General features: G+C 46.9%; 6 protein-coding genes. 4 read left to right on the top strand and 2 right to left on the bottom strand.

Annotated features, from left to right (window positions below; translation table 11 throughout):
* The first annotated feature begins 494 nt into the window (after positions 1-494).
* From EA408_11815 to EA408_11800, 4 genes are all read left to right on the top strand, one after another.
* Positions 495-845 (top strand): PadR family transcriptional regulator, encoded by a 351-nt coding sequence (locus EA408_11815; GenBank protein ID TVR70070.1) that lies wholly within the window; start codon positions 495-497, stop codon positions 843-845.
* 80 nt (positions 846-925) lie between these two features.
* Positions 926-1,948 (top strand): hypothetical protein, encoded by a 1,023-nt coding sequence (locus tag EA408_11810; protein ID TVR70069.1) that lies wholly within the window; start codon positions 926-928, stop codon positions 1,946-1,948.
* Positions 1,949-1,967: 19 nt separating this feature from the next.
* Positions 1,968-2,411, top strand: coding sequence for a hypothetical protein (locus EA408_11805; GenBank protein ID TVR70068.1), 444 nt, complete (start codon positions 1,968-1,970; stop codon positions 2,409-2,411).
* Positions 2,412-2,531: 120 nt separating this feature from the next.
* Positions 2,532-4,901 (top strand): hypothetical protein, encoded by a 2,370-nt coding sequence (locus tag EA408_11800; protein TVR70067.1) that lies wholly within the window; start codon positions 2,532-2,534, stop codon positions 4,899-4,901.
* A gap of 80 nt (positions 4,902-4,981) precedes the next feature.
* On the opposite strand, the gene EA408_11795 is transcribed toward EA408_11800, so the two are convergent.
* Positions 4,982-6,016 (bottom strand): DUF1016 domain-containing protein, encoded by a 1,035-nt coding sequence (locus EA408_11795; GenBank protein TVR70071.1) that lies wholly within the window; start codon positions 6,014-6,016, stop codon positions 4,982-4,984.
* A 72-nt stretch (positions 6,017-6,088) separates the two neighbouring features.
* Positions 6,089-6,268, bottom strand: coding sequence for a hypothetical protein (locus tag EA408_11790; protein TVR70066.1), 180 nt, complete (start codon positions 6,266-6,268; stop codon positions 6,089-6,091).
* Positions 6,269-6,439: the final 171 nt, after the last annotated feature.

The following is a 6,439-nucleotide window of genomic DNA, read 5'->3' as shown; positions in this document are numbered from 1 at the left end:
CGCGCACTATCGAAGCATCGGGCACGTCGGCATGGATAACGGGGTTCTGGGGCTCTAAAACCTGTTTGCATCCAGCATGGGCAAACAGTATTAAAACCATAGCCAATATCAAAGAAGTTTTTCCGGCCATCTTAAAGAGGTCTGTAAATTGTGTAAACATCATTACCGGAGGCAATAATAAATAAAAAGTGTAAAATCTACAATTATTATTGACCGATTTAACAATTTATCCCCACAGGCGCACCGGGAATCATCCAGCTAAATGAAGGCCTGCACCCATCCGGCGGTATTCCCTTCTGGCAGAATTTACTGCCGGCACCTATCTGGCGGCAACTAATGCCTGCACCATCTTGCAGAATTGACGGCCTGCAAACACCTGGCAAATATTTTCGCCAATAATCTTAAAAAACACTTAAAATTATTTTGTATATATCAGTTTCTTATATATATTTGTTTTCAGTATATCTAATAATGTTATATAAGTTGACGAAACAATGAACAAAAACAACCTGATCAAGGGAACTCTCAGTCCGATAATCCTGAAATTGCTTTCTGAGAACAAGAGAATGTACGGGTATGAGATAACCCGGAAAGTAAAGGAGATTACCGATGGAAAGGTAGAGCTTACATTCGGGGCGATTTACCCTGTCCTGCACAAACTTGAAAAAGAGGGTGTCGTAAAGACCGAGTCGGCCATTGCAAACAACAGGAACCGCATTTACTATTCGCTTACCGAAAAAGGCAAGAGCACTGCCGCAGAAAAAATTGCAGAGCTTAAAGAATTCCTTGAAGCAATGAAGATCATTATTAATCCGAATTATAGCCTCCAGTACTTCCGGCTATAAGCCTGTTAGTCGGCACTGGCAAATGCATAATGCTGAACATGAACTATATCCTGCACATATATACATAGTTTTCAACTTAATTGATCTGTATTATGGATATAAAGACTTCTCCGGAAATCTGCACCCTGAACATTGAGCAGATAGAGAGGATCGCCTCTGATGTAAGAAGAGCCCGGATAACACTCTCCCACCTGGCCGACGACCTTATCGACCATATTTGCTGTGAGGTGGAAAGTGAGTTGGGAAAAGGGAAAAACTTCGAGGAGGCATACCGGAACATCAGGCAACAGGCAGGAATAAGAAGGCTTAAACAGATACAAGAGGATTCCCAGTTCCTAATTGATAAAAACTACCGGATTATGAAAATGACAATGAAAATTACTGGAAACGTTTCCCTGGCAATGCTGGGGCTTGCAACCGTCATGAGGCTTTTTCACTGGCCCGGGGCAAATGTGGTACTGGTTCTTGGTTTTATTGTACTTGCCCTTGTTTTCTTCCCTGCTGCAATCTGGTCTAACCACAGGGACACAAAAATGAGGCTCTCAAGGACCCTGCACTCCCTGATTATGGTAGGTGGTATCCTGCTGATGGCAGGGGTGCTGTTCAAGGTCATGCACTGGCCAGGAGCCGGTGTCGTAATAGGTTCAGGATGGATCGTGGTGATCCTGCTGTTCCTTCCGCTGCTTCTTTATGCAAAGCTGAAAGAGGCCGGAAACGGAAAGCAGAGGCTTATGGCATGGTCGGGGATCGGGGGAATCATGATCTTTGAACTTTCAACCATGTTCAAGATGTTTCACTGGCCGGGTGCTAATGTCCTTATGATAGTTGGATCCATTATGCTTATCAGTGTATTCCTTCCTGCCTATACCGGCGCGAAGCTCAAGGAAGCCGGCAGGGTAACCGGGTCAGTGATCTTTGTCCATCTGGTCGCGGTCTATCTGGTGATATTAACTTTCCTGCTTGCTGTCAATGTTTCAACTGCAGAGACAGCCGTACTGTTCCCCGAAAGGGAAAACTCAAACGAACCGGTGCCGGTAAATACCGAATTGATCACCGGGCAATCTGACATATCGACACCAGGCTCACCTTCAGTAAATTATTAACTCACAAAACCCGGCAATCATGAAGCAATTTGTTTATATATCCGGAACAGTCAGCACAAACATGCTGCTGCTGGGCGCAATATTCAAAATGAACCACTGGCCGGCATCGAATATCCTGCTGGTAGTTTCCATCCTACTTTTTGGTTTTGTTTTCCTGCCTGCGGCGCTGCTCTCCAGCTATAATGCACAGGAGCAAAAGAAGTATAAATGGCTGCATATAGTGACCTTCATTGCTTTTGCAATCAGCCTTACGGCTGCACTCTTCAAGATAATGCACTGGCCTGGTGCGGGAGTTTTGCTCTTGTTTGGCATTCCCCTGCCTTTTGTGATTTTCCTGCCGGTCTACCTTTACAGCACACGGGACGTGAAAAACCAGTCCCCTGCCTTAGCAATGGGTGTGATGTTCGGACTTACATTCCTGGCAGTTTTCAGCGTTATGCTTTCGCTTAGAGGTATTGCCTGAGTTATAAGCAAACACCAAGGTACTGGTGCAATTTAATGCCGGATTTTTAGTTATCTTTAAAAAATCGGGTATTAATCTCCGGCTATACTGGCAAATACCCCCGACATTGTTGAAAATCACATGAATTGGGCAAACTTATCCAATCGCTTAACAGGGCTGGCTGCCAGGTATTCAGCCATTACTGTTATCTATCTCCTGATGCTGGTAATGCCGGCCCGGCAAGGATTCAGCCTGCCCGGGCCGCCACCGGCAGCCGATGAACCGGGTGCTGTGGGATTAACTCTCAGTGGTGGCGGGGCACGGGGACTGGCGCATGTGGGGTTGCTTCACATAATTGACAGTGCCGGACTTAGGATAGACTATATTTCCGGTACCAGCATGGGAAGCATAGCCGGGGCCATGTACGCTTCCGGTTACACTGCTGCCGAGATAGAGGAGTTTGCCCTGTCGATGGACTGGAACTCAGTCTTCGGGCGGTTTGCAGAACTGGAAAATGTACACATCCGCCATCGTGAAAACTTCGAACGAAACATCATAGAACTACCATTCGAGGAAGGCCGTTTCCGGATAAAAACAGGTATAATTGAGGGACAGCAGATGTGGAACATTTTACAGGAGCTTTTCTTCCATGTAAGGCACATAGATGATTTTTCGAACCTCTCAATACCTTTTGCCTGTGTTGCCACCGATATCGAGACCGGCGATGCCGTTGTCATGAACAGCGGCAACATAGTGAGCGCCATCAGGGCAAGCCTTGCTATTCCCGCGGTCTTAACAACAGTTGAACGGGACGGGAGGAAGCTTGTTGATGGTGGTGTTGTAAACAATTTCCCGGTTGATGTGGTAAAGGATATGGGCGCCGAATTTGTGATCGGCATGAATGTTTCACAGGGCCTGAGGCCTGCTGCCGAACTGATTACACCGGTTGATATTCTTTACCAGATGGGTTTTTTCCAGGATGCACAACGTTTAAATATTAACCGGGAGATGACAGATATCTACCTGGAGCCTGACCTGGAGGGTTTTTCCGCCGCAAGCTTTGATAATGCACCGGAGATGATTGAAAGGGGTAAAAAGGCAGCGAGGCAATACTACTCGCTGTTTGAGGAGCTGGCACTGGCACAGCAAGCGGCAGGGTCAGGTGAAAAGCCTGCTTACCGCACCGCTCATGATAAGCAGGAAGACCGGGGCGACAGGGTCCTGACTGCGCAGGCAAAAGCACACCGCACCGATTTCATTGTGGTCGATTCGGTTGCCTTCAAAGGGCTGGACAGGGTCAGGGTGAGTTTTATAAGCGACATGGCCGGTATCAGTAAGGGAGATACCCTGAGACCACGCGACTTATCCAGGATAACCAACAGGCTATTTGCCACCGGGTATTTCAGCAGGATCGACTATGATCTGGCAAGGCCTGACCCGGATGAACCTGCTGCCATACTCGGCTTCAATTTTTTTGAGGATCCTTTCAATAAGATCAGTGCGGCGCTGCACTACAACTCCTTTCTTGGTGTCGGTATCATCGCAGGCATCTCGTTAAATAAGTTTTTATTGTACAACCTTTCGGCGGAAGTCAGGGCACGTATTGGCGAGAAACCCGCTATTTATGCAGGGCTTGATCTCTTTACCGGTGAGAGGCAGCGGACCTGGATAAATGCAAATTTCTCAGGCGACTATTTCACGTTCGATGTATATGAGGATTTTGAACCTGTTTCCAGGTACAGTCAGGGTTACACCCATTTCGAAACTTCCATCAACAGGAGAACCGGCAGGAGAAGCTACCTGAGTGGCGGCGCTGCATCATACTACCAGGGCCTCTCTCCGGTTACGCGGTCAGATATCCGGATCAGTGGCAGCAACAGCGGCCTTAAAAGTTTCCTGAGATGGAAGATGCATTCAGTGAACAGGCATGCTTTTCCCCAGAGGGGTCAAAGAGGTTCACTTTCTGCCACCTGGTTTTTCAACCAGGATCCCTCTCTCAGGATTACCGATATTGCCGGAAACCGCCTGACCCTGTCAGACATCGGTATAGAGATAAACAATTTCCTGCAGGCAGGGTTTAACTGGGAATCTTACATACCGGTAAGTGGCCGGCTTACATCATTTACACATTTCCAGGGAGGATATAATTTTGATTATCACCAGGGGTTTATCAATATGTTCAAAGTAGGAGGCATCGATCCATACCTGAGAGACCAGGTTGTCTTTGCAGGGTTGACCGAATATGAACTGATGACACAGTCAATACTTACAGGTGCAATGGGCTGGCAGTACAATGTATGGGACCGGTTTTTCATCACACCTGTTATCAACGCCGCCCTTTTTGACTACGTTATCTTTGAGCCCTACAATGTCACACGCGACAATTTCATACTTGGTGCGGCACTTGACATTGGCTTCCTCACAGGAGCAGGGCCCTTGAGGACTACCTTCTCTTACAGCCCCACAACAAACAGGATACTGGCATTCATCAATGTCGGATGGGCATTCTGAGTATGTGCCGACCGCCGGCAACTGCAAAAGGCATGATAAAAACTACTGCAGAAGGGCTGGGTTCAGGGAAGCGTGGGATTTTATTCTTCAGAGAGTCTTCTTTCCTGTTCGATCTGTTCTTTCTCTCGTTGGATCTCTTGTTTTAGCTGTTCCTCTGTTGGCAAGTACATCTGATACTTTGATGCAAAGATATGCTTGCTTTCATTGAGCAAACTGTACTTAACAACTGTTTTATTCTTTTCGGTACAAAGAATAAGCCCTATTGTTGGATTATCCCCGGACTGTTTTACATTTTCTTCGAAAAAGCGTACATAAAAATCCATCTGACCGATATCCTGGTGCGTGAGCTTCTCGGTTTTCAAGTCAATGAGCAGAAAGCATTTGATTATGTAGTTGTAGAATACCAGGTCAATGTAAAAATGGTCTGTCTCTGCTGTGATACGGTACTGGCGGCCCACAAAGGTAAAGCCGTTGCCGAGCTCCAACAGAAAATGCTGCAACTTATTAATCAACGCCGTTTCAAGCTGCTGCTCGGCCAGCTTTTCCTTCTCCTTCACGTTCAGGAACTCCAGCACATAGGGGTCTTTTATAAGCTGCTCAGGGTGCATACTGTCCCCCTGCGACCTGCCATCCTGAAGCATGCCCCTTTTGTTCCTGCTCAACAGCACCCTATCGTAGTACAGGCTGTTGATCTGCCTTTCTAACTGGCGAGTACTCCAATTGCCCTGTATGGCTTCATCCATGTAAAATTCCCTAGCGCTGTCTTTCTCTACCCGCATTAGATGCCGGTAGTGCGTCCAGGATAATTCGTGACGCAGCGCGTCACGTTTTTGAAAAACAGCGTAAAACTTCCTGATGTTCCTCAGGTTGCTCTCGTCAAAACCCCGCCCATACTCCTTGGTCAGCCTCTCGGATAGACCTTTCAGCAGGAAGCTGCCGTACTCCGCCCGCCTTTGGCCCTTCTGCTCTTCTTCAACTATTTCACGGCCGATATCCCAGTAGGCCTGCACCATCTCAATGTTAGCTGTATGGTATACCCGCTCCCGGGCTTTGTCCAGGATCTCGCGTACCCGTTTGTACAGGATGTCAATATTTCGCGCCAGTTCCTTGCTCATGTTCTTATCGTATTGGTTTTCAAACATAATCATTTCTTATGCTTAAATACCTTCAGGTCGCAATTTGCGATCTTAAAACATTTTATCTGCCAGGGGATTCAACTTTTCCAGCCTGCTCTGCAACTTATCCAGGTTACCAAGCTGATACCTTCCGGTCGAGCTCACATACTTATGCCCTGCCATATACTGCAAATGCCTGTTTTTATTTGACTTAACTTTCTCCAGCTTGAGGTGCCAAATTGGCTCCTCCAATCTTTAAGCTCCTGCCCGGTCAAATCAAACAAAAACTCTTCGGGAAGGCGAACATTGTTTCTTTTAACTGTTTATTCACACTATGTGTCGCTACCAGCAATATCAACCAGGGCATTACTAAGGCGCCCGATTTTCTCAAGATCAGTTCAGAACAGAAATCTGTTCATTATA

It is taken from the genome of Marinilabiliales bacterium (assembly GCA_007695015.1).
Classification (GTDB): Bacteria; Bacteroidota; Bacteroidia; order Bacteroidales; family PUMT01; genus PXAP01.
This window is presented reverse-complemented; position numbering and strand designations above follow the sequence as displayed.